Here is a 26879-nt window from a genome sequence, read left to right on the forward strand (position 1 = left end):
TTCTGTTAGAAATGAAGTGATTGGATCATTAAAAAAATGGGACAGGTTAACCCCGAACCGATCCTGACATTTTCTGAAAACTATTTACATCATCCTGCCCCTGAAATACGAAGGCAGGTTATTCATGGAATTGAGCTTAGAGGTAGAACACATCCAGAGGAAGTTTTGCCATTGCTTAAAGAGGTGCAATTCGAAAGAGTTAAACGTGTCAGAAATATGGTTATCCAGGTTTTAGGTCAAATTAGTTATAAGGAGAACTGTTTAGAAAAGGTTATGATGTTGTATTTTCTCTTTAAAACAGCTTTATTTTTTCTATGTCCATAACGAAAATAATGAGCTTTACATACTTGGATAATTATCTTTTCAATAGAAGTTGGCTCAGCAGTAGAGTGTTTTTTCCTCCAACGGTAATAGGTAGCCTTTGGAACCTCTAATACAGTCAATATATCAATTATTTTATAGTAAGGAGATAACTCGTTTACTACTAACCCATGTTTCTACTTGAGTCTTATTTTAAATACCTAATGTCTCCATTATTTCCTTTGTAGATATTTCTGATTGTTTCATCTCAACAGCTTTCCATTTAATTTCCTCTGGATAAGGAATCCTTGTACCCATAAGAAAAACACCTCCGCTAGAATCATATTCATTAAATACGACTCAGGAGGTGTTTTTTCCTTGTCTCACTTTATGGGACCACTTCAGTGAGTATCAAGCCTTTTTAAATAAGCTATAAATTTTCATTTTGCTGACCAATTTCTTTTTCCGAGATGATGGAATTGGCATCTTCCAAGTTTTTATGCTCATTAACGGAATCACCTGCAACATGTTTTAGATTTAGAGCTGTCCCAGTCGTTTGTATGGTAATTCGTTCTTTTTTCGGGGCATTAGTAAGATAGTTTTCATTTTCCATTTAGATGTGAAATCCTCCCAGGTGTTATTGGTTTATTATGCTCTTAGCTTTATCCATATTGAGGCATTTCATTCTGAAGTAAATGTGAGTTTATAACATTTTTATGACTAGAAATCCAATCACTGATAAAATGATACTCCCTACAACACTTGCGATAATTGGACTTTTCCCCCGTTGCTTGATTGACTTTAAATTAATAGTAATCCCCATTCCAGCCATCGCCATGCCCATAAGTAGATAAGCGACTTCCACAAATGCTGTAGACACGTTACGTGAAACTAAGCCCATTGTATTAATTAAGCACATAAAAAGGAAACCTATTAGAAACCATGGGATAGGAAGGGGAGATTTTTCTTCATTTTTTTTGTTTTTATTTACCATAAATCCGATAATTAATGCAACAGGTACTAATAATGCCACTCTCGTTAATTTAACAACAACTGCCATGTCAACTGCATCAGATCCCGCGGGTGCAGAGGCGGCGATAACATGGGCAATCTCATGGAGAGTTGCTCCGGAAAAAATGCCAAATTCAAGTGGAGTCAACGAAAATGTTGAGTAGAAAACAGTATATATTAATGTGAAAATGGTACCCAATAAACAAACTACTGCTGCTGCAAGAACAGTGTCATTTTCTCGTGCTCTAATTTGTGATGAAATGGCAACAACTGCTGCTGCACCGCAAATGGCTGTACCACATGCAGTTAATAATGCTAAATTTTTTTCTACTTTTAAATATTTAGCTAAAAAATAAACGATGATGAGTGTTACAGCAACATTTATGATGGCAAGTAGAAAAACATCAATACCAGCTTGGAAAACATCAATTAGATTTAATTTCATTCCTAAAAAAATAATCCCAATTCTTAATAAATTTTTACTAGCAAACGAAACGCCAGTCATAAATTGCTCTGGAACACCTATAGTTGTTTTCCACCCTATTCCAATTAAAATGGAAAGGACAAGGTGTCCAACCATTGAAACAATCGGCACATTTGCCACAATACTTGCTATCAACGAAATAAAAAGAGTTAGTACAATCCCTTTTAAAAAAGAAGAAATTCCTTTATCGTGTAATCTAAACAAACCTTGATCCATTTTCAACACAACCCTTAAAATTTTATCTATATAATAACTTTAAGAGTATATTAATCATTAGTAAAATATATATTATTTATCCATATCATTAATATTTATAATAGTAAGGAAGTGAGATCATGTATTTTGATGCTTTACGGACGTTTATTACAGTAGTCGAAGAAAAAAACTTTACAAAAGCAGCTGAAAAGCTTTTACTCTCACAGCCAAGTGTAAGTGTTCATATTAAAAATCTAGAAGAGGAATTTCAAACACAGCTATTAATACGTTCTCCAAAAATGTTAAAACTTACATTATCTGGGGAAATGTTGTATGAACGTGCAAAGCAAATGATGCAAATTTACGAAAATACAAAAATAGAAATTTATGAACAGCAAAACACGATAAAAGGCACCATACATATAGCCGCAAGCTTTACAATCGGAGAATACATCTTACCGACATTATTAGCAAAGCTATCTAAAAAATATCCAATGCTTGATTTTGTGGTTACCATCGGAAATACTGATGAGGTAGTAAAGCATGTACAATTTTTCAAAGCAGATATCGGTTTAATCGAAGGTAATACAAATGAAAAAGATCTCATTATACAACCATATATGGAAGATGAATTAACGATAATAGCTACTTCAGATCATCCTCTAAAAAAAGTGAAAGTTATAGAAATCGAAGATCTTCAAGATGAGATATGGATTAGCAGGGAGAGGGGTTCAGGAACTAGGGAATATTTAGAACATGTCATTCGAACCAATGGATTGAAAATGAACAGATTAATCACAATAAGTAGTAATCAAGGTGTAAAGGAAACAGTAATGAATGGGTTAGGTATTTCAATTCTTTCCATTTATGCTGTCAAAAGGGAGCTCGAACAAGGTACATTAATACAATTAAAACCTAAAAATGAATTGTTTAAGAGGAAGTTTTCTTATGTTGTTTCACCTATGTCTGTTGAAAAGAAAAATATTCAATTATTTTTGGAAACATTAGGTGAGAAGCATGGATAATAAAATTTTAAGTTTTAGCTTTTAAAGATGAGAAAAATGATATACGGTTGACATTTGTTGATAAAGCCAACCGTATATAAACTAGTTATTGATATTGCTGAAGGATAGAGAAAAATTCTTTAACATATTGATAAAAAACCTTCTCTGATGGAGCAAGCTCTCTTTTTTTAGAAATGATTATACCGACAGTTCTTGTAACTAAAGGTAATTCGATTGGAATTTTCACTGTGAATCGTGGGATAGCTTCATGAAAGGTGCTATCAGGCAGAAGGGTAACACCGATCCCAGCAGATACTAAACCTTTAATCGCATCCAAATCCTCACCAACCGATGAAATTTTAGGAACAAATCCGGCTTGTTTACATGCATCAACTGCAATTTCCTGCAAGATGTATCCTTTTGGAAAAAGGACAAATTCATCATTTCTTAATTCATTAAGAAGGATACCCTTTTTGGATGCAAGAGGATGTGAAATTGGAAGTAAAGCAGAAATACTTTCTGAAAATAATATAGTCCCTTCTATATCAGGTATATTTTGAGGAACTGGTCCTAAAAAAGCTAAATCAATTTCACGATCAATGACTGATTGTATTAAGAATCTGTAGGATCCTTGTCTCAGATGAAAAGAAACATTAGGATATTTGTCTTTGAACGCTGAGATGACTGTAGGTAATAAATGGCTAGCAAGGCTTGTTGGAAAGCCGATTTTTATTGAACCTTTTTCAGGATCGAGATGCTCATCAATTTGCTTTTTAGCGAATTCGATTGCTTTAACTGCCGTTTTAATATGAGTAAGAAATACTTTTCCAATAGGGGTTAACTTTACATTGCGACCCTCTCGTTCAAAAAGAGTAACCCCTAATTCAGCCTCTAAATTAGCAATCTGTCGACTTATCGCAGATTGAGCAACATGTAAGTGTTGTGCTGCTTCTGATACGTGTTCACGTTCAGCTACTTCCATAAAATAGTGTAATTGACGTAATTCCATTCATTTCCTCCGATCATATATATCAATAATAGATCAATTTCATCTAAATTATATATTGTTCATATTATTTTGTGAATATATAATATAATTATCTTGGAAACATACGGGTGTAAGAAAATCTGACAGGGGGAGATAAACATGACTTTCAACCAAATACCTAAAGCACAAGGTCTCTACCGTCCTGAGTTTGAACATGACGCATGCGGTATCGGTTTATATGCACATTTAAAAGGTTACGCTACACATGAAATTGTAAAACAAGGACTTAATATGCTTTGTCAACTTGACCATCGCGGAGGACAAGGAAGCGACCCACTAACAGGAGACGGTGCTGGCCTAATGGTACAAATTCCTGATGCATTTTTTAGAAAAACTTGCCAGGAAATGAATCTTCCTAAAAATGGTCGTTATGGAGTAGGGATGATGTTCTTTTCTCATGACGACGATGAGCGTAAACAAATTGAAGAACAACTTAATACCTTTATTCTTGCTGAAGGGCAAACAGTATTAGGTTGGAGAACGGTTCCTGTCAATGCAGAAGACATTGGACCAGTTGCAAAAATGAGCTGTCCTGTCGTTCGCCAGGTATTCATCGGTGCTGATGATAGCATTGAAGATACTTTAACGTTCGAACGTAAATTATATGTCATTCGTAAACAAGCAGAAAATTGGGCTAGAGAACGTGAACTGCGCTTCTATTTTACTAGTCTTTCTAGCAGCACAATCGTATATAAAGGACTATTAACTCCAGAACAGGTTGATGCTTTTTATTTAGATCTACAGGATGAAGAATTTGTATCAGCATTTTCACTAGTTCATTCTCGCTTTAGTACAAACACTTTTCCAAGCTGGGAAAGAGCACATCCAAACCGTTATTTAATTCACAATGGTGAAATAAATACACTTCGTGGAAATATGAACTGGATGAAAGCAAGAGAACAACAATTTGTTTCTGAAGCATTTGGTGATGATCTAGAGAAAATTCTACCAATTTTAGATGTAGACGGCAGTGATTCATCTATTTTAGATAATGCATTTGAATTCTTTGTTTTAGCTGGCCGTAAACCAGCACATGCTGCGATGATGATGATTCCAGAACCTTGGACAGAGAATCCTCACATGAGCCCTGAGAAAAGAGCATTTTATGAATATCATAGTTGTTTGATGGAACCTTGGGATGGTCCAACAGCTATTTCATTTACAAACGGAAAACAAATTGGTGCAATATTAGATCGTAATGGCCTGCGTCCTGCACGTTATTATGTTACTAAAGATGATTATATCATTTTCTCCTCTGAAGTTGGTGTAATTGAGGTTGAGGAAGAAAATGTTTTATATAAAGATCGTTTAAGTCCTGGAAAGATGCTGCTTATCGACTTAGAAGAGGGCCGTATCATCTCTGACGAAGAAATTAAAGAGGAAATGGCAAGTCAAGAGCCATATCAACAGTGGCTAAAAGAACAATTAATCACTTTTGATGAATCTGAAGTTTTTGTAGAGGAAGTTATTGTTGATTTTAATGAACGTCAACTTGCGTTTGGATATACGTATGAAGATGTTAGAAAATATTTACTTCCAATGATTACAGAAGGTAAGGATCCATTAGGATCTATGGGAAATGATACACCACTTGCAGTGTTGTCTGATCGACCACAATCACTTTTTAATTATTTTAAACAACTATTTGCGCAAGTAACGAATCCGCCAATTGACGCAATTAGAGAACAGATTGTTACGTCAACAATGACATTATTAGGAACTGAAGGCAATATTCTGCATCCTAATGAAGCAAATGCACGTAGAATACAGTTAAATACGCCGGTTATTTCGAATGATGAATTAGCTCAGTTACGATTAAATCTTCATGAAGGGTTTAAAAGTAGAACATTAAACACATTGTTTACTGAAAATTTGGAATCATCATTACAAAACCTTTGTGCTGAAGCTGATCAAGCAATTGCAGAAAATGTAAATATTATTATTTTATCCGATCGTGAAATGAATTCGGAGAAAATCGCAATTCCTGTATTATTAGCTGCTAGTGCCTTACACCAGCATTTAATTCGCCAAGGTACACGTACGAAGGCAAGCTTAGTAATCGAATCAGGTGAGGTAAGAGAAGTTCATCACTTTGCTGCTTTGATCGGATATGGTGTTGATGCAATTAACCCATATTTAGCGTTTGCTACTTATAAAGAGGCGGTTTTAGACGGAAGTCTTTCAGTAAGTTACGAAGAGGCAGTTTCTAAATACATTAAAGGCATTACAGAGGGCGTTGTAAAAGTAATGTCTAAAATGGGGATTTCAACTGTTCAAAGTTATCGCGGTGCACAAATTTTTGAAGCTGTTGGTATTAGTTCAGAAGTAATTGATCTTTACTTTACTGGCACAGCATCACAATTAGGCGGAATTGATTTAGAAACGATTGCACAAGAAGCAGTGTTACGCCATAAAGATGCTTACTCAGAGAAAGTGGATAAAACGTTAGATTCTGGTAGTGATTTCCAATGGAGAAAAAATGGAGAGCATCATGCTTTTAATCCATCAACAATACACACTCTTCAATGGGCATGTCGTAAAAATGACTATCAATTATTTAAGAAATTCTCTGAAGCTGCAAACGAAGAAAGAATTGGATTCCTACGAAACTTATTTTCTTTTAACACGAATAGACAGTCGATATCAATCGATGAAGTTGAATCAGTAGATTCAATTGTAAAGCGATTCAAATCAGGTGCAATGTCATTTGGCTCATTAAGTAAAGAAGCTCATGAAACACTGGCGATTGCGATGAATCGTTTAGGTGCAAAAAGTAATAGTGGTGAAGGTGGAGAGGACTCTAAACGTTATATTGTTGATGAAAATGGTGATAACCGCAGAAGTGCGATTAAGCAGATTGCATCAGGACGTTTTGGAGTGAAAAGTCACTATTTAGTGAATGCAGATGAACTGCAAATTAAAATGGCTCAAGGTGCAAAACCAGGTGAAGGTGGCCAACTACCAGGTAATAAAGTTTACCCATGGGTAGCTGAAGTTCGTGGTTCAACACCAGGTGTAGGTTTAATTTCACCTCCTCCACACCATGATATTTATTCAATAGAAGATTTAGCACAACTTATTCATGATTTGAAAAATTCAAATCGCGATGCACGCATCAGTGTCAAACTCGTTTCAAAGTCTGGTGTTGGAACAATTGCAGCTGGTGTAGCAAAAGGTGCTGCAGATGTCATTGTCATTAGTGGTTATGATGGAGGTACAGGTGCATCTCCTAAAACAAGTATTAAACATACTGGTTTGCCTTGGGAGCTAGGTTTAGCTGAAGCACATCAAACATTAATGTTAAATGGACTACGTGATCGAGTTGTCCTTGAAACTGATGGGAAGTTAATGACAGGTCGAGACGTTATTATGGCTGCAATTTTAGGTGCAGAAGAATATGGATTTGCAACAGCACCTCTAGTTGTTATGGGTTGTATCATGATGCGTGTTTGTCATCTAGATACATGTCCTGTCGGTGTTGCAACACAAAATCCTGAACTTCGTGATAAGTTCACAGGAGATCCTGATCATATTGTGAATTATATGCGTTTTGTTGCACAAGAAGTTCGTGAAATTTTAGCTGAGCTTGGTTTTAAAACAATGGAAGACCTTGTTGGAAGCACAGATGTTTTACAAGTAAGTGAGCGAGCAAAAGCTCATTGGAAAGCGAAACATTTGGATTTATCAACACTTTTATATCAACCAGAAGGTACCCGTACAGCAAAAATCAAACAAAACCATAAAATTGAACAATCACTTGATATGGTTGAAATTTTACCTGCAGTTGCACAAGCTATTGAAACAGGGACACCAATTGACGCAACTTTCAACATCAAAAACATCAATCGTGTTGCTGGAACGATTGTAGGTAGTGAAATCTCGAAACAATACGGTGAAGAAGGTTTACCTGAAGATACAATTACACTACGATTTAATGGATCTGCCGGTCAAAGTTTTGGAGCATTTATTCCTAACGGTGTGACGATGTACTTAACTGGAGATGCAAATGATTATATTGGTAAAGGATTATCGGGTGGTAAAATTATTGTTGCTCCACCTGAAAAATCAAGCATTGTTCCTGCAGATAATGTGATTATTGGTAATGTACCATTCATTGGAGCAACAAGTGGTGATGCATACATCAATGGACGTGCGGGTGAGCGTTTTGCTGTACGTAACAGTGGAGCAAATATCGTTGTTGAAGGTGTAGGAGACCATGGTTGTGAATATATGACAGGTGGCCGTGTGGTTATCCTCGGTGATGTAGGTAAGAATTTTGGTGCTGGTATGTCTGGTGGTATTGCATACGTATTTGCTGATAATAAAGAACAATTTAATGATTTATGTAATAAAGAAATGATTGAGCTTGAAGACTTAACTGATGAACTTGAACTGAGTGAATTGGAAGATATGATTCAACAGCATTTCAATTACACCGGCAGTAAGAAGGCTGAATTTATTCTTGATAATTGGAATGAAGTCCTTCCTAAGTTTGTAAAAGTAATACCGAAAGATTACAAACGTATGATGGAGAAAATCAATGAGCAAATGCAAGCTGGATTAACAAATGAAGAAGCTGTTATGAGTGCATTTGAAGCAAATGCAAAATCTGATAAAAAGACTTCTTCCGTAAAAACAGAACGTTCTAAAGTAGTAGTACAGTAGAAAGGGGAGAGGAAGATGGGGAAAGCAACAGGATTTTTAGAATTTAAACGTGAAGAGGCGGCTGAACGTGAGCCGCTGACACGTCTAAATGACTGGAAAGAATATTCAGCTCCTTTCTCTGAGGATAAGTTAAGTAGACAAGGAGCGCGCTGTATGGATTGCGCTACTCCTTTCTGTCATATTGGTACTGAGATTAATGGTTTCACTTCAGGATGTCCAATTCATAACTTAATTCCTGAGTGGAATGACTTAGTCTACCGTGGTAGATGGAAGGAAGCATTAGACCGTTTAATAAAAACAAACAACTTTCCAGAATTTACAGGAAGAGTTTGCCCTGCACCTTGTGAAGGATCATGTAACGTTGCTATTTCTGATCCAGCTGTAACAATTAAAAACATTGAAAAAGCGATTATTGAAAAAGGCTTTGAAAATGGGTGGATTACACCGCGTATTCCAGAAAAACGTACAGGGAAAAGAATTGCAATCATCGGATCAGGACCTGCTGGATTAGCAAGTGCTGACCAATTAAACCAGGCTGGACATTCTGTTACAATTTATGAACGTGCTGATCGTCCAGGTGGTTTATTAACATATGGTATTCCAAATATGAAGCTTGATAAAGGTATTGTTGAGAGACGTATTAATCTGTTAAGCCAAGAAGGTATTACATTTATTACAAATACCGAAGTTGGTAAAGATATTACGGCAGAAGAATTACGTTCACAATATGATGCTGTCATCCTTTGTGTTGGTGCCCAAAAACAACGTGATTTGGTCATCGAAGGCCGCGATTCTAAAGGTGTTCACTTAGCTATGGATTATTTGACAACTTCTACAAAAAGCTATCTTGATTCTAATTTTGAAGATGGACAGTTTATTAATGCAGAAGGTAAAGATGTTATTGTCATTGGCGGTGGGGATACTGGTGCGGACTGTGTTGCAACTGCACTACGTCAAAAATGTAAAAGTGTTGTTCAATTTGGGAAACATCCAAAATTACCAATGTCTCGGACAAAAGAGAATATGTGGCCTGAAGCTCCACATGTTTTTACAATGGAATATGCATATGAAGAAGCAGAAGCAAAGTTCGGGTCGGACCCACGTGAATATTCAATTCAAACAAAGAAACTTGTTGCAGATGAAAATGGCAATCTAAAAGAGCTTCACACAATTCAAATGGAAAAACTTAAAGATGAAAATGGAATGTATTACTTTAGGGAAATTCCAGGGACAGAAAAAGTTTGGCCGGCTCAATTAGTCTTTATTGCGATTGGTTTTGAAGGGGCTGAGCAACCTGTATTAAAACAGTTTAATGTTGAAACAACAGCTAGAAATGTAGTTGCTGCAAAATACGGTAACTTCCAAACAAATATTGAGGGTGTCTTTGCAGCAGGTGATGCTAGACGCGGTCAAAGCTTAATCGTTTGGGCGATTAATGAAGGTCGTGAAGCAGCTCGTGAAGTTGATCGTTATTTAATGGGTAGCACTGTTTTAGTATAATCATATACAAGGCATTAAAATGAAAATGATCTAAAGTGTAATTTCTTTACACTATAGGTCATTTTTTTTTCGTTTATAACTGAATATAATGTAATATATTACTAAATTATAGTAAAATACATTTTAGGGGTTATTGTACAAGGAGATTGATATGCCAAATAAATTAAAACTAATACTTCTTTATATCGTTTTTAGTTCATTATGGATCGTTATCACTGACAACTATATTGTCCTTAACGATATATCGAAAGAAAAACTATTTGTTTTTCAAAATGTTAAAGGCTTCATATTTATTGTATTAACTAGCATTTTTATATATTATTTAATATTAAAAAAAGAAGCTTATGAAAACGAAAAACAAGAAAAAAATAAATTAAATATCTTAATCAATTCAATGGTTGACTTTGTTAATTTCAAAGATGGAGAAGGAAGATGGATAAGAGCTAATGAGTTTGCGTTAAAAATGTTTCAACTCCAACATGTTGATTATCGAGGAAAAAAAGATTCAGAGCTTGCGAAGTATACTGATTTTTATGGCGATGCACTGAGATTTTGTGAAATATCAGATGAAGAGGCTTGGTTAAAAGCGAAGCCAAGTAGATGCATAGAAAAAGTTCCTCAATATGATGGTTCACTTAGAACATTTGATACGATGAAAATTCCAATTTTTGATGAATATGGTGCAAGACAAGAATTAGTCGTAATGGGCAGAGATATAACAGAGAAAATTGAGGCTGAAAAGAAATTAGCTGAGAGTGAACAACGATATAAATCACTTTTTGAGTTTAACCCTGAATTAGTATATATGATTGACCTGCATGGGAAGCTCACTAATGCAAATACACATTTTTACGAATATACAGGATTCCGAATCGAAGAATATATGCAAAAAACAATAATATCCCTTATCTCAAAAACAGATCGGAACCGTGTAATAAAAGCGTTTCGAGATGTAGTGAAAGAAAATAAATCATGGATTAATCAAGAAATAGAAATCAATCCGAAAGATAAAGCAAAGAAAATACTTCGATGTACTGCTGTCCCTATGATTATTAATAATGAGACAGTAGGGCTCATTGGATATGCAGCTGATATTACGAAAGAAAAAGAAACAGAACAATTACTTCGTAAAACAGAAAAATTATCTGTTGTAGGAGAATTAGCTGCTAGTGTTGCTCACGAAATTAGGAATCCATTAACTTCATTAAAAGGGTTTGTTCAACTTTTACAAACAACAAGTAATGAGAATGAAAATTATTATAAAATTATGCTTGATGAACTTGAGCGGATTAATATTATTGCAGGCGAGCTTTTAGTATTAGCAAAGCCGCAAAAAATACAATTCCAAAAAAGGAACATTAACGAACTGTTAGCAAATGTTCAATCCTTATTAGAATCTGAAGCAAACCTTTATAATGTTCAGCTGGATATACAAACAAATATACATTTGCCACTAATAGATTGTGAACCAAATCAACTCAAACAACTATTTATAAATATTATAAAAAATTCGATTGAGGCAGCAGCAAAACATATACAAGTCCTTGTTGGAATGAAAGATAAAGAAACGATATATATACAATTTAAAGATGATGGATGTGGGATTGAAGAAGAGAGATTGAAGCATTTAGGCGAACCATTTTATTCAATGAAAGAAAAAGGAACTGGATTGGGATTAACAGTTAGTTACAGAATTGTTGAGTCACACAAAGGTCAAATCGACTTTTCAAGTAAAGTAGATGGTGGGACAATTGTTGAGATATTACTCCCCATCAATAAATAATGAGCCCTATGATTACAGAATCCACATAGGGCTTTTTATTTTGGTGAAAAATAGCTGCATCCACTATTCTTGGTAACTATAGAGGAAATGGTTGAGTATAAGTCATTTATATTAACTGTTTTCTTACATTACGAATAGATTAATAATACAGCTGATTTATACAGGAGGATTTTAATGGAAGAGCATCGAGAGCTTTTTACTTATAATAAAAATTTTGTTAAAAAAAGAATAAAACGGTTTGCTAGAACAATCACCCCTATATTTTTGGCAGTAGTTATTCTATATTTGATTCAATATTTTACGTGAATGATATAAAAAACTCATCACCACTAGGTTCTTTTACCGTATATTATAGAGTGTTTAATAAAGATAAGGAGATGCTTAATGTGCCTTATTATTTTTGTCATCCAATATATTATAATATGGGGAACGACGTGAACGGATATCCTAATAGACAAGTACAATATATGCCATATAAACCTTATGACCAACGTCCGAGGAGACAATTTCCTGATGTAGATCCGACCTTTTTTGAGCAATCAGCAAAATCAATGCAAATGTTGATGAAGGATGCGAGTCTCGTTTTAAATCGGTTAGCAGATTCAAAAATATTTGCTGGTAAAGTCATGTCAGCTGCCCAACAATCAAATAAGAATGAAGTCGACAAGCTAATTAAATCAACCGGAATCAAATCAAAAGTTGAAACTACTTTTAACCCAGATGGAATCCATCTAAAGTTATCTTCAACAGTAGGTACTGCTGAATGCTGTCACCTGACCATTGCTCTAAGATGGTTATAAAATAATCAAAGTTTCGTAGGAAAATGAGATGGGGCTTTCATCATGTTAAAGTCCCATTTAATTCTATAAATGAATAATTTATTTTATATTGAAATATTCTGCAAATATCAACTACCTTTATCAATAATGTTTGCCTAGAAGATTATTTATACCTACATATATACATCCACAAGATGTTTTTTCCTTAAGATAGGATGTTTATTCAATTATATTCATTCGAAATAGCATAATATTTTTCCTATTTACATATTGTTTTGAATACCAATTTTACTGATTAATCCAAATCGAAGGTGGGATAAATAGATGCCAAGCGAATTATATAAGGTTGTAGTAAATTTACCAATCTATTCAATTTGGAACTTTGTAAGCGTGATGGATAATTGGGCGCCGCTTGTACCTGGATATATTGAGCATGAAATTATCAATGAAAAAGAGTCAATTTGGATGTTTAAAAGTGATTTTGGACTAATTAAGAAAAAGATCCAATTAAAAGTTGATATTATTAGCTGGACTGAACCCTCGAAAGTAACTTTTAATCTGACAGGAATAAATGAAAAAGCAACAGGTAGCGGATATTTTGAAGTACAGAAAATAGATGAAAAGAACACAACCATGATAGGTTACCTCGAAATTACGTCAGAAGGGGCAATGGCAAAAATGGTTAATTCCCAATTAAAGAAAAACCTTGTAGATATGACAAAAGAATTGACCGACGCAATTGTGGCAAAAATTGAAAAGCTCGAAAAGGTTAAATAATTCCTATTTAATAAATGATGAATTTATAAAGGATTATTCTCTTTTTACAAGTATTAAATCTTGTCTAGTGCAATAGTTGTGATGGCCCTTGCTAATATGCAATAAAATACAGGAGTACATTCAATGGAGGTGATGTCATGGCAGTTGTGAAGGCTACTGAAGCAGATATCGACCTCTTAGCAAGATTGCTTAGAGCTGAAGCCGAGGGCGAAGGGATACAAGGGATGCTGATGGTAGGAAATGTGGGGATTAACCGAATTAGAGCAAATTGTTCAGATTTTAAAGGACTGCGTACGATTCCGCAAATGATCTATCAACCACATGCTTTTGAAGCTACGATAAAAGGTTACTTCTAACAAAGGTCTCGGGAAAGCGAAAAACGGTTAGCACGTCGCGTTATTAATGGGGAAAGGTTATGGCCGGCACGATTTAGTTTATGGTATTTTCGACCAGTTGGCGATTGTCCTCCACAATGGTATAATCAACCGCATGTTGCTCGTTACAAACTTCATTGTTTTTATGAACCAACAGCTGAAACATGTGAGAATATTTATAATACATTTTAATAGGCTAATAACTTCATTTGTATATGTTGAATTATAAACAGAAAACAGCCGATGTTTGGCTGTTTTTTCTTTTATAAGAAATTTTAAGTTAACTTAAAAATTAGAATGCAGATATAGAGCAAGGCGTAATGGGGATATATCAGCGATATTCCTGAAAAATCAATTACACCTACAGGGCAACTCAAAATGCATTTGCCAGAACAATAGAAATTTCTTAAGCAATTTTTATAAATAGATCATTTTCAAAATCTTACTATAATATTTCTTACATCCTCCATTACAGTGAATGATTGTTATAATTAATATTGAGGTGTGAATAATGTCCAGTATTTCCGGTAAAGGTATGATTGACAATCAAAGCAATCAAATTTATTATCATGATCATTTATTGGCAGATGAAAAATGGAAGGCATATATAGAAAATGATGCTGCGTTTAACAATCAATTTTTGTAAGCTGTTATAACCACAAAGATATTTTGTAAACTTTCATGTAAATCACGCTTGCCAAAAAAAGAAAATGTCCGTATTTTTTTTCGCGCTGAACAAGCATTGTCTGAAGAGTTTAGCCCTTGTAAACGTTGTTACCCAATTAATGAACTCTTACCTGATAATGAATTGATCGATACCATCACCAAATACATTGATCCCCATTTTACTGAAAAGCTAACACTGAAATTTTTGTCAGATATTAGCCATGGTAGCCCTTATCATTTGCAACGTACATATAAAAAAATAACAGGGATAACGCCTGTGCAATATATACAAAATGTCAGGTTAAATACAGCTAAATCATATTTACTGCATACTGATAAAGTTGATGTGGATATTGCAAGCACTGTTGGTATAACAAATACATCCTATTTTGTAACCTTGTTTAAAAAGAAAACAGGACCAACTCCTAATCAATTTCGACAAATACAGCAAAATTTACAATAGGTGATGAAATGAGTACAAAAAATAATCTGACCATATATTGGTCTTTGCTAAATTATAAGGAATGGAATTTATATCTTGCAGCAACTGCAAAAGGTTTATGCTTCGTAGGTTCTCAAAATATGCCGTTTGATGAATTGTCAGTTTGGGCAAATAAGCGTTTTCCTGGAATTCCTCTAACAGAAGACCGTGAAATACTAATACCTTATGAAAGTGAGGTAATTGAGTATTTAGAAGGGAAAAGGAAATGTTTTACTGTCTCATATGATGTGAAGGGAACACCATTCCAACAGGCAGTTTGGAGTGCACTTAGTGAAATTCCTTATGGTCACACGAAAACGTATTCTGACATAGCCAATATTATAAAAAAACCTGCTGCTGTGCGTGCTGTAGGTACTGCAATTGGTGCAAATCCCTTATTAATCGCCGTACCGTGTCATCGTATAGTAGGTAAAAATGGAAATCTAACTGGCTACAGAGGTGGATTGGATATGAAGAGTGATCTCTTGGATATTGAACGAAAAGGTTTAATTTAATGTTCCAAGCAGAAAAACAAGCTTTCTTAGAAAGTAAATATCATGAAAAGTGAATTATTCTATAAAAATCCAAAAACTATATTAAATAAAGGCACTGGATATCTTTTCCGGTTATAGCCATTCGCTTAACATTTATACAGGATGTTCATTCGGTTGTTCATATTGGTATGTAAGACAAATGCCAGTATCACTCTTTCGGGATATAGAGTGGGGGAAGTGGGTTGATATGAAGAATGGTGCAGGAACTATATTAAGTAAGGAACTTACAAGAGCTATAACAAAAGGAAAGGTTTCAATTTTTATATCATCGAGCACAGATCCGTATAACCAATCGAACATAAAGAAAAAGTGACTAGATCACTACTCCAGGTTATGGTATAAAATTAGAAATATGAAGATTATTGGAAAATATGGGGGAAAAGTGAAGCACATATTGCAGGTCATAAAGCAAGGCTTGGTAAACCAAAGCCAGAATATATCATAGTTCAGAAGGAGGATTATATGATGTGAAAGTGTCAAAGAAAGAAATTGAACAAAATAATTAACATAATTATTTGAAATTACATATCTGTTCTTTTGCAAATATAATGCATATACAAAGATAACTCTAGAATAGAAGTGATTGCCGATTTAGCACTCACTTCTATTTTTCATTTAAATAAAAGGTATGAATCGAACAATCCCCATTAATTTGTTAACTTGTTGCGATCTTCAATTTGTGGAGGTTCTTCCATCCAGCCATTTTTAATCATAATCTTTCCGCCATCTTGAGCGAAAGTGAAAATATCTTTTACAAGAAACCCCATTTTTGCAGGTAAGTCACTACGTAAACTAAATGCACCGCCTAAAGCATTACTACCAAGTCCAAATGAAGCTAATAAACTGGAATTATACATCATTAATTTATCAGAAAAAGGTGCTGTTTTTGATGTTGTTGCTTTACCTGCATGTGTAGCTGGCGGTTCAATAAAACTTTCACGCAAAAATTCACCTAAATCAATCTCAATTTTTTTAGATAATTTCATACCTTTAACAAAATAATCTTGTACCTCAGGATTTTTAGCTACTTGAGCAAAGCCAATCATTAATTGCATCCCGATAAGATTTGTTTCGATCGCATGATGGATAAGTGAAACTTCAACTGTATTTAAAGATCTCTTCTCACTAAACCAATGAAAACCATCCATATAATTTTTATCATTAACAAAATGGACTTCTTTTGGCATTGAAACTAAAGCCGGGCGTACTAAGACTCCTTTTTCTAGTAGGAGTTGGGTTGAGAGACTATTCATTTCCTGAGATTTTGCAGTCAATCCTATAAAAAAGTCCTCAATATCCTTTCGATAGGACATGCCTGTAAACAGAGCATAAAGACTCATTTCAACCTTAGTCATCATATGCAAGTACAATATATCGTACATGTAGTCATATAATTTTGGAACACCTTTATGTATATCGCTTTCAGTAAAACCAATAGGTACTACTGCACCTTCTTGCTGGAGAATGATTGTAATCTTCTCAGCGTTTTTAGCAGCATTTTCATGATGCATTTGTAAAAGTAGTTTTTCTTCATGATCCGCGTGCTCTATAAAATGCTCTAATACCCTGAGCATCATTGTTTTTTCTTGATAGGTCATCCACAAATTTGCTAATTCTGAAGCTGAAATAGGCACTTGACTTGAAGACATAGTCTTACCCTCCTAATTTTATTTTCATATTATAACCATTCATAAATTAATTTATGAATAAACAATATAAAAAATCAAATTAGCCGATTCATTTTCTTATTCAAGGTTAATTCAGATTGGATTTGTCATGTGTTCCGATCTTTAACTAACAGAGATAAAATTAAAAAGACTTGCCACTTTTATGTTCTTTAAATTTTTTATTAAAATTTTATATAAAAGATTGATCAATGCTGCAACTTATTTTATAATGAAACGAAATAATTCATATAATTATACTAGGAATTAACGAGGAGGATAGCCATGATTCAAATGTTAATAACTGGCCTAATTTGTGGTATATTACTAGGTTTTGTCATGCAAAGAGGGCGTTTTTGTTTAACTGGTGGCTTTAGAGATATGTATATTGCGAAAGATAATCGTATGTTTTATGCTTTATTAATCGCAATCGCTGTACAAAGTGTTGGTGTATTTGCTTTAATTCAATTCGGTGTATTTGAATTTTCAGCAGGTGCATTTCCTTGGTTAGCCGTTATAGTAGGTTCTTTTATTTTTGGAATTGGAATTGTTCTTGCTGGAGGATGTGCTACAGGAACATGGTATCGGGCTGGGGAAGGCTTACTTGGAAGCTGGATCGCTCTATTTGGTTATATGGCTATGAGTGCAATTATGAAATCTGGTCCATTGATGCCAGTAAATACTTCTATTCAATCTGTTCAACTAGGTAGTAACTCTATTTCTGAAACAACCGGAATACCAACTTGGATTTTTATTGTCGTTTTGGTTACGATTGTGGCAGCTATAGTTATTAGAGAACTTAAAAAGCCAAAAGTTTTCATTCCACAAATGAAACCTAAGCGTACTGGTCTTTCTCATTTACTATTTGAAAAAAGATGGCATCCATTTTTTACAGCTACATTAGTCGGTATCATTGCTATTCTTGCATGGCCGCTTAGTGTTGCGACAGGAAGAATAGGTGGTCTTGGAATTACCACTCCGTCTGCAAATATTCTTCAATTTTTAGTAACAGGTGATCAAACTTTAATCAATTGGGGCGTTTTCCTTGTACTTGGAATTTTCTTAGGCTCGTTCATTGCCGCAAAGGCAAGTCGGGAATTTCGCTTTAGAATGCCTGATGCAAAAACTGGTATTACTAGTTTTATAGGTGGAAATGTAATGGGATTTGGTGCTAGTTTAGCTGGCGGATGTTCAATTGGAAATGGATTAGTCATGACTGCTATGATGACATGGCAAGGTTGGGTTGCATTACTATTTATGATATTAGGTACATGGACAGCTTCTTATTTTGTATTTGTTCGACCACGAATTAAAAAAACTGTTGCTTCTGCTACAACAGTAACAACGGCATAGGAGAGATGAGATATGAAAAAAACATTAGAAGTTATGGGTCAAGTTTGCCCTTTCCCATTAATTGAAGCAAAAAAAGAAATTGAAGATATCGGTTCTGGAGATGAATTGGTTATTAATTTTGATTGTACACAAGCAACAGAAAGTATTCCTCGCTGGGCTGCTGAAGAAGGTCATACTATAACAAATTATGAACAACTCAGTGATGCAGCATGGACGATTACTGTACAAAAAAATAGTCTAGTATAGGCTAGCAATTTTCTGGGCATGAATTCGGTATTAGACCGGATTCATGCTTTTTCATTTGCCATAACTTCAATTAATTGTATAAAAATGGGGAAAGGCTAAGTAAATATGATGTATTAATATCACAAGACTCCGATGTTAAGATAAACTAACAGTTTTAGGTTAATCAAATAATGTATCAAGGAACCTAAATAATAATGTATTCCTTACACGCAAGACACACTATAACGTGAGAATTTAATGGATAGAAGATTTAAAATTATACTTTGCAAAATAATAATTTTAAAACCTTTGAGCAAATTTTCACTAATTCCATATTGTATATAAAAACATATGAGGTGTTGTCAGCATGTATTTAACTTTATTATTACCCTTGGTGATTCCTTATGGTGATCCTTGGACTCTGCACAATCCAAGAGCACACTTTAAAAGGGAAACTGAATTCTTTAGTTGGATTGAATCAGTAAGTAAAAAGAAATATCCCAAAGTACCTCTATTGTTTTCTAGTGATATCGAGACGCATAAAGTAGGCTTTATAGAGGGAGAACAAGGTCTTTTTCCAAAAGTTGTACCTATTGCTGTTACCGCATAATTTGTATTGTCATTCAATTACTTAGTAAAATATTTAATAATCTATTTTGTATGAAACTCATATAGCTTGGAATATAAGAGTAAACAAACATAGCCGTTTATACAAATTTAATTTAGACAATTCTTTGTTATGATACAATAAAGCCGCATTCTTTCGTTGGAAAATGCGGCTGTAACAGAATATGGTATTGATAAATTAAATATGACAATCACGCACAAATGTTTTGATAAAACCGTACTTTACTAATTTCGGTACACAATACGTGCGACGGATTAAATACTATTTCTCATTTAAGTCCGACGCAAGCGTTATACTGTCCATCTTAATTAGAGATTTTCGACTACTAGAAAATTTAATAGTAGCCCTAACATTTCTTATTTTATTTGAACTTTTTTTTGAACTTTTTTTCGGACTTTTTCTTTATTTTCTTTACATTGTCATCCTTATCATGATGGCAACAGCATTTTTCCTCTTTCTTATGCTCATTGCAGCCTTCTTCATGATGACAACAGCACTTATCATCTTTCTTATGCTCATTGCAGCCCTTATCATCATGACAACAGCATTTTTCCTCTTTTCTATGCTCATAGTAGTCTTTTTCATGATGACAATAGCACTTATCCTCTTTCTTATGCTCATTGCAGCCCTTATCATGATGACAATAGCATTTTTCCTCTTTCCTATGCTCATAGTAGCCTTTTTCATGATGACAACAGCACTTATCATCTTTCTTATGCTCATTGCAGCCCTTATCATGATGACAACAACACTTGTTATCTCTGCAATGATAATGGTATTTCTCATCTCTGTAATGGTCATCGTAATCTTTTTTATGACAACAGCACTTATCATCTCTGCGATGTTCATCGCAGTCTTTATCATGATGGCTGCAACAATTCCAATCTTTCTTAGGGTGACACTTACAATCATTATCTTTCATATGATGATCTTCATTACACCTGTGATTCTTTTTACAGTCATCTTTTTCATTGTTCAAAGTGACATTGACATGGACGTTTTGGACTAGACTTTCAGAATCGCATTTTTTTCGTTTTGGTGGAAAGTGAGGAAAACAATCAAACGTTTTTGTATAATAACTATGAGGAATTACATATCTTTTAATTTAAAACACATCCTTTCTTTTATTTTCTAATATGTTATTCATAAATTAAAAACCTGTTTGTACATCTTACTCAAATAGAAGTTGAATTTAATAAAATAATTAGGTGGGTATCGATACGAAACTTTATTTGCGGTTGCATGTAAAGTAATAAGAAACAATCCTGTGAGTGGAGAGGACTTTTGTAATACCTTTTAAAAATAACTAAAAAATTGTTTTATTTCTATGCTTCCAAAGAGGAGTAATGAATGAAAAACAAAAAAGAATGCTCTCAGTCAGCATTCTTTATTTCGATCTTTATCTCTCAAATGTACGAAATCTTTTAACAAGATCAAGTTAATATTTTTATTACATTAGCGGTTACATTTTTGGACACTTAAAAAAAGTCTCAACTAAAATCATTCATCCCCAGGACTCTTGTGAATAATCTTTTCTATAATCTCATGCAAATCATCAGGCTAATGAAATTCAATAGGGGAGACACCTTTCTCAAACTCAATCGTATCTGCCTCAACAAGCAGTACATATCGTTCATTTATCTTTCCTAAATGCTACATTCTCAGCAAAATCGGCAAGCACTCCCTTAATATGCGTATCTCCAAGCTTCATTTTCAACACAGCTTCTGGTGTATTCTCGACAATCATTGCGGTCGCTTCTACAACCTGTTCAGTCGTTAGTCGTTCTTGTACTTCACGCTTCGGACTTGCTTTGACTATGCTCTTCATATGTCTCTTAGACATGCTCTTGAACCATTGTCATCACTTGACTTTTCATAATTTCAGGCATTGACTCCCCATATTCGACAAATTTCAAGAAATCCTCAAAGTAGCGGGGTGTGATGCTTGGTGGATTTTCAGCTCGCCAGATTCAATCATCCCTTCTTCAGGCATGTAGGGGTATTGAATTGACTTCATATTTTTCGTAGTGATCGCCATCTCAACTTTTCTGATGAGAGTTGATTCATCAACTATAGATGCAACTTTTGGTTCGAAGTCACATTTTAGAATAAATGAAAATTTATGTTCAATATTTTCTTGGAATGGCTGTAACCACTAAATAGACACCGCCACGGACAGCACTTGTATCAAGGTAGGCACGAACAAATTGCTCACTATTTTCAGTGAAATCATCTTTTGTTGCAGCTGTTAAAGTACGATCAAAATGATTATAGTTAGGGTTTGAATCTAACTCGTGACCTGGTTCAACGATAAAATGGCCAAGTTTTGTAGGAACTTGTTCTGATTTTGGATGTTTTTCTACTTTTCTTTTTATAATTTTTTTAAGTTCCCCATCCAGGAAATCCTTTAATTCACTATTTTCATATTCTTCCTCATTTAAAGTTTGAAAGTGTTTAAAGTATTTATTTGAATCCGCATCTTTTCCTTCTGCATGAATAACAAAAAAAGACAAAAAACGAATCTTGAATTCCAAATTTACATCACCTAGCTTTACATATGTTCAGTTTGTTCATTATAGGGAAACAATTTTAAATCGTCAATTCCAATAATTAAATAAACATTTATTATTCCTGTATAACTACGAATTGTGGTACACTTATTTTCAGAAAAATATCAATTATATGAAAATATTATCTCGGAGTGGTTAGATGCAAATAACATTATCAAATAGGATGAAGTCTTTTCAACCTTCAATTTTTAGTGAACTTTCCCTCTATAAAAAGCAAAAACTAAGTCAAGGTGCACCAATAATTGATTTAAGTATTGGTAGTCCAGATTTAGCTCCACCAGATTTTATTACAAAAAGCCTGGCAAAAGAGGTGTTGAAAGAGGATCAATATGGATATTCATTAACTGGTACTTCCCAGTTTAATCAAGCGGTTTCGATGTTTTATAAGAAAAATTATCAAGTAGAATTCAATCATGAAAATGAAGTCATTATGCTGATGGGTTCGCAAGATGGGCTTGTTCATTTTCCAATGGTTTTTGCTAATCCAGGGGACATTATATTAGTTCCAGATCCAGGTTATACAGCATATACGGCGGGCATTGCTATGGCTGGAGCAAATCCGTATTTTATGCCATTGTTAAAGGAAAATAACTTCTTGCCGGACCTTTCTAAGATACCTGATGAAATAGCAGAAAAAGCGAAAATGATGATTTTAAACTTTCCTGGTAATCCAGTTCCTGTGTTAGCGGGTAAAGAATATTTTACGAAGGTAGTAGAATTTGCCAAAAAGCATAACATTCTTATCCTTCATGATTTTGCGTATTCGGAGCTTTATTATGATGACAATAAACCTGTCAGTTTTTTATCTGTGGAAGGTGCGAAAGACGTAGGTGTAGAAATTTCATCATTTTCTAAAAACTACAATATGGCAGGAAGTCGGATTGGATATTTAGCAGGTAATAAAGATATTATTCAAGCTATGAAGCAGTTGAAAAGCAATTTAGATTATGGAGTGTTTTTGCCAATTCAAAATGCAGCGATTGAAGCTTTGCAGAATGGTGAAGATTTTTGTAAAGAAAGCAGAAAAATTTATCAGTCAAGAAGGGACCTATTAGTTACAGGGTTAAGAGAAATAGGCTGGGAGATAAGAAAGCCTGATGCAGGGATGTTTCTCTGGGCGGAGATTCCAAAAGGATGGACATCTGTAGAATTTACTTATACTTTGATAGATAAGGCTAATGTGGTTGTTACACCAGGATCTGCGTTTGGTCCAAATGGTGAGGGGTATGTCCGAATTGCTTTAATCCAAAGTATAGAAAAGCTCAAAGAAGTCATTTCGTCAATTGACAAGGCAAATATATTCAAAAATTAATAAAATAGATTTTCTGGTCATTAAAAAATGTCTGATTCCTTATATGAATATAACGTCAAAATTGGTATAAAATAATTTTTTTTATAGATAATTTTGAATCTTTTGTCGAAAAACAGTTGTTAACTACTTAGTAAAAGAATAAAATAAGGTAATACAGAAAATTGAATTAATTATCGTTATTATTTTAAAAATAACAAGCTTATATTATTTTGAACTGGGAGAGTTTGCTATGACAAATAAAATTAACATCACACTTAGTACAACCAAAAAAGAAAAGCCAGCCTCTAATCAACTGGAATTCGGGCGCGTTTTTACTGATCATATGTTTGTTATGGATTATAGTTCTTCAAAAGGATGGTATGATCCTAGAATTGTTCCATATGAACCAATTACTTTAAGTCCGTCATCGATGGTTTTCCATTATGGCCAAACAGTTTTTGAAGGATTAAAAGCATACCGAACAAAAGATGACAAAGTTCTATTGTTTAGACCTGATAAAAACTTCCAAAGATTAAATTTATCAAATGATCGCTTATGTATTCCGCAAATTGATGAAGAGTTTTTGATTGATGCGCTTAAACAATTAGTGTCAATTGATAAAGACTGGATTCCAACTGCAGAAGGGACATCCTTATATATTCGTCCATTTATCATTCCAACTGAATATTATCTCGGTGTTGCTCCATCTAAATTTTATCGATTTATGATTATCCTTTCACCTGTAGGTTCCTATTATAAAGAAGGGATTCATCCGGTAAAAATCTTTGTTGAAAATCAGTATATTCGTGCTGTTGAGGGTGGAACTGGTAAAGCGAAAACAGGTGGTAACTATGCATCTAGCTTAAAAGCGCAGGATGAAGCCGAAAAAAGAGGTTACTCACAAGTTCTTTGGTTAGATGGTGTGGAAAAAAAATATATTGAAGAAGTTGGAAGCATGAACATTTTCTTTAAGATTAATGGAGAAATTGTCACACCTTCATTAAATGGTAGTATTTTAGAAGGTGTGACAAGAAATTCAATCCTTCAAATATTAAACCATTGGGGAGTACCAGTTTCAGAACGCCGCTTATCAATGGAAGAAGTATATCAAGCATACAAAGATGGCCTTTTAGAAGAAGCATTCGGATCAGGTACAGCTGCTGTCATTTCGCCAATCGGTGAATTTTTCTATAAAGAAGAGAAAATGTTGATTAACAACGGAGAAACTGGGGAATTATCAAAGAAATTATATGACACATTGACTGGTATTCAAACAGGCGTATATGAAGATGTCTTTAATTGGGTAGTTGAAGTGAAGTAATTCCATAAGCATGATTGAAAGAGACCACTAATTTATTAGTGGTCTTTTTTTAGAAAAATTGAAACAAAAAGCAGTCATCATCCGTCTTATATGTAGTTAAAAAATACAATAAAAATTGAATGATAAAAAAGTATTTTTTCTAAAAATGTAGTAGTATAGTATGTAAAATGATATTATTTTTTTACTAGATTTAGGAATTTTTTTACATAATGAAGGATATTTTGATATTATACGAAATATATATAAGAGGGTTATTTATTGTGTAATTATTTACATTATGAAGCGAATATTATGTGGGAAATGTGGGAGAGAGAATGTATAAAAAATATGTTTCGTCAATTTTACTAATGATGATGGTTTCAGGGTGTAGTTCAAGTTTGGCAAGCGGGAATCAAAATGAGGAGAAGCTGACAGTGAAGGATATGGCGACACATGCTTCACAACTAGTTGAGAAAGCAGCAGTAAAACGATCGGTTGAGTTAATTCATCCTACCTCTAAAGAAATAATCTATACTTTTAAATCAACTTTAAGTCAAAAATCAAAAGAATATGATAACGAGATAAAAATGCTCGCAGAAGATTTAGCTGAACAATTAGACCAACCAATGGTACCTAAAAAGTTGAGCAATGGCCAGTTAACAGAAGGAAGTAATCGTGTCCTTCTAGATGAAAAAAAACTTGTTGAAACACTAAAGAATATTCGAGCACTTGATAAAAAAATTGAACTGCCACTTCAAGTAAATGCACCAAATGTATCCCAAGAGACCATTAAAGGGATCGATGAGGTTGTATTAGGCAGCTATAGAACAACATATAATGCTAGTGTCACAGGGCGTTCAAACAATATTGCTCTTTCTGCAAATGCAATTGATCAAATTGTGTTAGGACCAGGAGATCGTTTTTATTATAATTTAATTGTCGGTGAGCGGACTGTTGCAAGAGGCTATCAAAAGGCTAAGGAAATTGTGAATGGTGAATTTGTAGATGGAATTGGTGGAGGTATTTGTCAAACATCATCTACATTATATAACGCTGTGGCAAATGCAGGATTAGAAATTCTTGAAGTACATTCACATTCTAAAGCTGTAGGTTATGTTCCGGTCGGTAAAGATGCAACGGTATCATGGGGCGGTCCAGACTTTAAATTTATGAATAATAAGGATTATCCTGTTATGATTAAAACAATCGTTAATAATGGGGCTCTTGAAGTGCAAGTACTAGCGGCTAAACAAGCAGCTTCTAAAATATAATTCGGGTTGGCAATAGCCTTTTTGAGGGTTGGTTGCCAATCCTTTTTTTATCTAATTTTTTCATGAGAATTATTTGAAAAATAGATTAATAGATGGGCTAATAATCGAAGTAAAATGATTAACCATTCGTTCAAAAGGGTAAAGGTTTTTTACTAAGAGAAGAATGGAGTGTGATGAAGATGGAAATAACTTCTACATATTTATTAGAAAAAGAAGATATGGTCAATCCTTCTATTGTACCAAATTGGGTAATTGGTGAATATAATACGTTCCATAAAATCGTAACAGACAAGACGTTCCCATGTTACTTTGGAATGACAGCTGAAAAGAAAGGTGAATTACGTTATTCTTTTATACAACATGATGATTGGACAAGTCTGCCAAATACAATTGAAGCATTTATTAAGCTTTTTGAGGCACCGAAACTTACGAGGCATGGGTTATTCGTTTTTGTAGAGCCGGAAAAAGAGGAAAAGTCTATTGAATATTATCGTGAGTATTTTTGGAATATCATAAAATTCTTACATGAAGCAGATCAACAACCATGGCCTGAAACTATTCCTCAAGATCCTGATCATCATTTATGGGCATTTTCGTTTGCAAAAGAACCTTTCTTTGTATTTGGAAATGCGCCGGCATACAAACAAAGAAAAACGAGAGATTTAGGAAAAAGCCTTGTTCTCGGATTTCAGCCAAGACGAATTTTTGAAGGGTTAGAGGGTACATCTAAGGGTGGGATAATGTCTCGGGAAAAAGTAAGAGAAAGAGTAGAAAAGTGGGATAAACTTCCTAAACACCCTAACATAAGTCATTATGGCGATCCAGAACATCGTGAGTGGAAGCAGTATTTTATAGGTGATGATGTGAAACCTATTGAAGGGAAATGTCCTTTTCAGCATAAATAAGGATAAATGATTTAATTATTTACCGAAATAATGTCCCTATTCCTTTCTGTT

Annotated in this window: 22 protein-coding genes and 5 pseudogenes; 21 read left to right on the forward strand and 6 right to left on the reverse strand. The window is 34.1% G+C overall.

All coding sequences use genetic code 11. The features are described from left to right. Window positions 1-36: 36 nt before the first annotated feature. A complete protein-coding gene (locus tag GMB29_RS12705; protein WP_136354084.1) occupies window positions 37-324 on the forward strand; it encodes a HEAT repeat domain-containing protein in 288 nt (95 codons plus the stop codon). A 406-nt stretch (window positions 325-730) separates the two neighbouring features. Here GMB29_RS12705 and GMB29_RS12710 read toward each other — a convergent pair whose 3' ends face one another. Both GMB29_RS12710 and GMB29_RS12715 read right to left on the reverse strand, forming a co-directional pair. Further along, window positions 731-913, reverse strand: coding sequence for a hypothetical protein (locus tag GMB29_RS12710; RefSeq protein ID WP_136354085.1), 183 nt, complete (start codon window positions 911-913; stop codon window positions 731-733). 90 nt (window positions 914-1003) lie between these two features. Then, window positions 1004-2011 carry a YeiH family protein gene (locus GMB29_RS12715; RefSeq protein ID WP_136354087.1) on the reverse strand — a complete coding sequence of 336 codons (1008 nt, stop codon included), beginning with the start codon at window positions 2009-2011 and terminating at the stop codon, window positions 1004-1006. Window positions 2012-2130: 119 nt separating this feature from the next. Between GMB29_RS12715 and GMB29_RS12720 the strand changes: the two genes are divergently transcribed. After that, window positions 2131-3015, forward strand: coding sequence for a LysR family transcriptional regulator (locus GMB29_RS12720; protein WP_136354089.1), 885 nt, complete (start codon window positions 2131-2133; stop codon window positions 3013-3015). 85 nt (window positions 3016-3100) lie between these two features. Here the strand turns inward: GMB29_RS12720 and GMB29_RS12725 are convergent, their stop codons facing one another. Further along, complete coding sequence (locus GMB29_RS12725; protein ID WP_136354091.1) at window positions 3101-4003, reverse strand: glutamate biosynthesis transcriptional regulator GltC; 903 nt, start codon at window positions 4001-4003, stop codon at window positions 3101-3103. Window positions 4004-4141: 138 nt separating this feature from the next. Between GMB29_RS12725 and gltB the strand changes: the two genes are divergently transcribed. The 11 genes and pseudogenes from gltB to GMB29_RS28080 all read left to right on the forward strand — a co-directional run. Then, on the forward strand, window positions 4142-8707 hold the full coding sequence (gene gltB / locus GMB29_RS12730) for a glutamate synthase large subunit (protein WP_136354093.1): 4566 nt from the start codon (window positions 4142-4144) through the stop codon (window positions 8705-8707). Between the two features lie 15 nt (window positions 8708-8722). After that, a complete protein-coding gene (gltD, locus tag GMB29_RS12735) occupies window positions 8723-10207 on the forward strand; it encodes a glutamate synthase small subunit (protein WP_136354095.1) in 1485 nt (494 codons plus the stop codon). A gap of 151 nt (window positions 10208-10358) precedes the next feature. Further along, window positions 10359-11990 (forward strand): PAS domain-containing sensor histidine kinase, encoded by a 1632-nt coding sequence (locus GMB29_RS12740; protein WP_136354097.1) that lies wholly within the window; start codon window positions 10359-10361, stop codon window positions 11988-11990. 174 nt (window positions 11991-12164) lie between these two features. Next, window positions 12165-12296 carry a hypothetical protein gene (locus GMB29_RS27695; RefSeq protein WP_264766604.1) on the forward strand — a complete coding sequence of 44 codons (132 nt, stop codon included), beginning with the start codon at window positions 12165-12167 and terminating at the stop codon, window positions 12294-12296. A gap of 128 nt (window positions 12297-12424) precedes the next feature. Further along, on the forward strand, window positions 12425-12790 hold the full coding sequence (locus GMB29_RS12745; protein ID WP_227551683.1) for a YuzC family spore coat inner layer protein: 366 nt from the start codon (window positions 12425-12427) through the stop codon (window positions 12788-12790). A gap of 303 nt (window positions 12791-13093) precedes the next feature. Next, window positions 13094-13546 carry an SRPBCC family protein gene (locus GMB29_RS12750; RefSeq protein WP_136354099.1) on the forward strand — a complete coding sequence of 151 codons (453 nt, stop codon included), beginning with the start codon at window positions 13094-13096 and terminating at the stop codon, window positions 13544-13546. A 137-nt stretch (window positions 13547-13683) separates the two neighbouring features. Then, a pseudogene (locus GMB29_RS12755) lies at window positions 13684-14112 on the forward strand (cell wall hydrolase). A 343-nt stretch (window positions 14113-14455) separates the two neighbouring features. Further along, window positions 14456-15049 (forward strand): annotated as a pseudogene (locus GMB29_RS12760) (Ada metal-binding domain-containing protein). A gap of 8 nt (window positions 15050-15057) precedes the next feature. Beyond that, entirely contained in the window at window positions 15058-15582 is a 525-nt protein-coding gene (locus GMB29_RS12765) for a methylated-DNA--[protein]-cysteine S-methyltransferase (protein ID WP_136354101.1), read from the forward strand. Window positions 15583-15624: 42 nt separating this feature from the next. Next, a pseudogene (locus GMB29_RS27420) lies at window positions 15625-15960 on the forward strand (radical SAM protein); the annotation flags it as partial. A gap of 15 nt (window positions 15961-15975) precedes the next feature. After that, window positions 15976-16092: pseudogene (locus GMB29_RS28080) on the forward strand (antibiotic biosynthesis monooxygenase); the annotation flags it as partial. Window positions 16093-16268: 176 nt separating this feature from the next. Here the strand turns inward: GMB29_RS28080 and GMB29_RS12775 are convergent. After that, complete coding sequence (locus GMB29_RS12775) at window positions 16269-17270, reverse strand: DUF3231 family protein (protein WP_136354103.1); 1002 nt, start codon at window positions 17268-17270, stop codon at window positions 16269-16271. A 300-nt stretch (window positions 17271-17570) separates the two neighbouring features. Here GMB29_RS12775 and GMB29_RS12780 point away from each other — a divergent pair, with 300 nt between their 5' ends. From GMB29_RS12780 to GMB29_RS12790, 3 genes are all read left to right on the forward strand, one after another. Continuing rightward, window positions 17571-18638, forward strand: a complete 1068-nt coding sequence (locus tag GMB29_RS12780; RefSeq protein ID WP_196305247.1) for a YeeE/YedE family protein — start codon at window positions 17571-17573, stop codon at window positions 18636-18638. Window positions 18639-18650: 12 nt separating this feature from the next. After that, on the forward strand, window positions 18651-18884 hold the full coding sequence (locus GMB29_RS12785; protein ID WP_136354105.1) for a sulfurtransferase TusA family protein: 234 nt from the start codon (window positions 18651-18653) through the stop codon (window positions 18882-18884). A gap of 346 nt (window positions 18885-19230) precedes the next feature. After that, complete coding sequence (locus GMB29_RS12790) at window positions 19231-19473, forward strand: hypothetical protein (RefSeq protein ID WP_136354107.1); 243 nt, start codon at window positions 19231-19233, stop codon at window positions 19471-19473. A gap of 429 nt (window positions 19474-19902) precedes the next feature. Here the strand turns inward: GMB29_RS12790 and GMB29_RS12795 are convergent, their stop codons facing one another. Further along, on the reverse strand, window positions 19903-20178 hold the full coding sequence (locus GMB29_RS12795; protein WP_136354109.1) for a hypothetical protein: 276 nt from the start codon (window positions 20176-20178) through the stop codon (window positions 19903-19905). On the opposite strand from GMB29_RS12795, the gene GMB29_RS12800 reads away from it, so the two are divergent. Continuing rightward, complete coding sequence (locus tag GMB29_RS12800; protein WP_155443892.1) at window positions 20177-20500, forward strand: hypothetical protein; 324 nt, start codon at window positions 20177-20179, stop codon at window positions 20498-20500. The two genes, GMB29_RS12795 and GMB29_RS12800, sit on opposite strands and share 2 nt — an antisense overlap. A gap of 551 nt (window positions 20501-21051) precedes the next feature. On the opposite strand, the pseudogene GMB29_RS12805 reads toward GMB29_RS12800, so the two are convergent. Beyond that, window positions 21052-22025, reverse strand: a pseudogene (locus tag GMB29_RS12805) (DUF3900 domain-containing protein). A 175-nt stretch (window positions 22026-22200) separates the two neighbouring features. Between GMB29_RS12805 and GMB29_RS12810 the strand changes: the two are divergent. The 4 genes from GMB29_RS12810 to GMB29_RS12825 all read left to right on the forward strand — a co-directional run bounded on the left by GMB29_RS12810 (window position 22201) and on the right by GMB29_RS12825 (window position 26828). Beyond that, complete coding sequence (locus GMB29_RS12810; RefSeq protein ID WP_136354113.1) at window positions 22201-23373, forward strand: LL-diaminopimelate aminotransferase; 1173 nt, start codon at window positions 22201-22203, stop codon at window positions 23371-23373. 229 nt (window positions 23374-23602) lie between these two features. Further along, on the forward strand, window positions 23603-24673 hold the full coding sequence (locus tag GMB29_RS12815) for a branched-chain amino acid aminotransferase (protein WP_136354115.1): 1071 nt from the start codon (window positions 23603-23605) through the stop codon (window positions 24671-24673). A 314-nt stretch (window positions 24674-24987) separates the two neighbouring features. Continuing rightward, a complete protein-coding gene (locus GMB29_RS12820) occupies window positions 24988-25923 on the forward strand; it encodes a VanW family protein (RefSeq protein ID WP_136354117.1) in 936 nt (311 codons plus the stop codon). 179 nt (window positions 25924-26102) lie between these two features. Continuing rightward, window positions 26103-26828: a YqcI/YcgG family protein gene (locus GMB29_RS12825; protein ID WP_136354119.1), complete on the forward strand. Its 726-nt coding sequence runs from the start codon at window positions 26103-26105 to the stop codon at window positions 26826-26828. The last annotated feature ends 51 nt before the right edge of the window (window positions 26829-26879 follow it).

This window comes from Metabacillus sediminilitoris, from assembly GCF_009720625.1.
Taxonomy (GTDB): Bacteria; Bacillota; Bacilli; order Bacillales; family Bacillaceae; genus Metabacillus; species Metabacillus sediminilitoris.